The sequence below is a fragment of the Pectobacterium versatile genome (genome assembly GCF_020166435.1).
GTDB lineage: Bacteria > Pseudomonadota > Gammaproteobacteria > Enterobacterales > Enterobacteriaceae > Pectobacterium > Pectobacterium versatile.
This window is the reverse complement of sequence record NZ_JAINZP010000055.1, coordinates 1-1,349: the sequence shown is the minus strand read 5'-3', so window position 1 is coordinate 1,349 and position 1,349 is coordinate 1. Positions and strand designations below refer to the sequence as shown.

Annotated in this window: 2 protein-coding genes and 1 pseudogene; 1 reads left to right on the top strand and 2 read right to left on the bottom strand. The window is 42.3% G+C overall.

Annotation, left to right across the window (positions count from 1 at the left end; all coding sequences use genetic code 11):
- Window positions 1-29 precede the first annotated feature (29 nt).
- Window positions 30-167: a SymE family type I addiction module toxin gene (locus tag K7X24_RS21855; RefSeq protein ID WP_044209657.1), complete on the top strand. Its 138-nt coding sequence runs from the start codon at window positions 30-32 to the stop codon at window positions 165-167.
- Between the two features lie 46 nt (window positions 168-213).
- Here K7X24_RS21855 and K7X24_RS21850 read toward each other — a convergent pair whose 3' ends face one another.
- The gene (locus tag K7X24_RS21850) at window positions 214-816 is read right to left on the bottom strand and encodes a hypothetical protein (protein WP_044209654.1); all 603 of its coding nucleotides are present in this window, start codon (window positions 814-816) and stop codon (window positions 214-216) included.
- Window positions 800-1,349 (bottom strand): annotated as a pseudogene (locus K7X24_RS21845) (hypothetical protein); the annotation flags it as partial. The gene K7X24_RS21850 and the pseudogene K7X24_RS21845, both read right to left, overlap by 17 nt.

Below are 1,349 nucleotides of genomic sequence, written 5' to 3'. Positions count from 1 at the left end.
AGTGCCATCGCCACGCAGACCGCAACGATATGACGCGCTATTACAGCCGCAGCCCCAGCCTGCACCTTCAGGGCAACTGGCTGGAGGCGGCAGGATTTGCGACCGATACACCAGTTATCGTTACCGTTGAACACGGCCAACTGGTGATACGGCCTGCGGCTGAGTGACAGGCAAAAAAATCCCGGCCTGTTTTAAGAGCCGGGAACGTTATTTTTACATCTGTAGTTTCCAAAAATTCATACCACTAATAAGCCAGTATTGCTCTTTGTCTGGCACTAACAAGCCAAAATCACTATTCGCCTGGGCGCTCCAATCAGATGGTACAGACGTCTCATGACTTCGATCCCAATCAGTATGGCGATATATTTTTTTGTCAAAATTGATGTAAAACTTAGGTAGCCGCATTCTCCAACTATCCCACTCAACTGACACAGGCTCTGTTAATGTGGACAAAAAACGCTCAATGTAATCATAAAAACTTACAAGGCGTTCATTATCTCTGCCTAATATAAAGAATGACCTCATCCAGTCCACTGTATAAACAGCAACATCATTTCTGGTTATGTAATCTTTAAAAGTATCCTTAGATAACACAGGAACTCCATTCCTGAATGAGCTAACTGCCTCGTCATAGAGAGACTCTTTCATCCATCCTTTAGCTATATATTCCTTATACTCAGACCTAACATCAATACAGTAATTATCTTTATTATCAACAATATAGTAATGAATGCTATCTACAACAAAGATAGCAATATCTTTATCACCATTAAAAATGGCATCGAGTAAATTCTGATAGTCATTTTCCGAATTCATTCAGAAATTCCTCTTTCGTTAATACGCGAGCTTTCGATGAGTTTTGTTCTATCAATCTATCCCACACCTTCGGTAATTCAAGAGACACACTAGGTTGACCTTTTGTAAGATCAACGATCTTAGGAGCGTTTGGATCTTTCGGTACGCCTGGAATAGGCCTCTGAGGAACGGCGGCTTCCATTATTTGTTTATGAAGAGCAACATCCACTTCAAACACAACAACACTTCCATCCTGTCTTTTATTTGTCAGGTAATAAGCAGCATGATTTGCTCCATTAGTACTGACACATAATTGCCCACTACAACCCGAATTAATGCTTACGCTTCCATCAGTGTTCACATTGATTCTGTTCTGGCTTGTTTGTGTACCGCTTCCTCCGCCCTCAACTCGGAAATAAGTTTCAGAAGAGGACTTGGATGTATTCCCCCCTGATTTCGCTGAGGATGTGGGTGATTTTACTCCCAGAGTGAGTCCTTCATCAGCCGCTTTTCCGGAACCAATACCTGCAATTCCACCAATGATATACATCGTG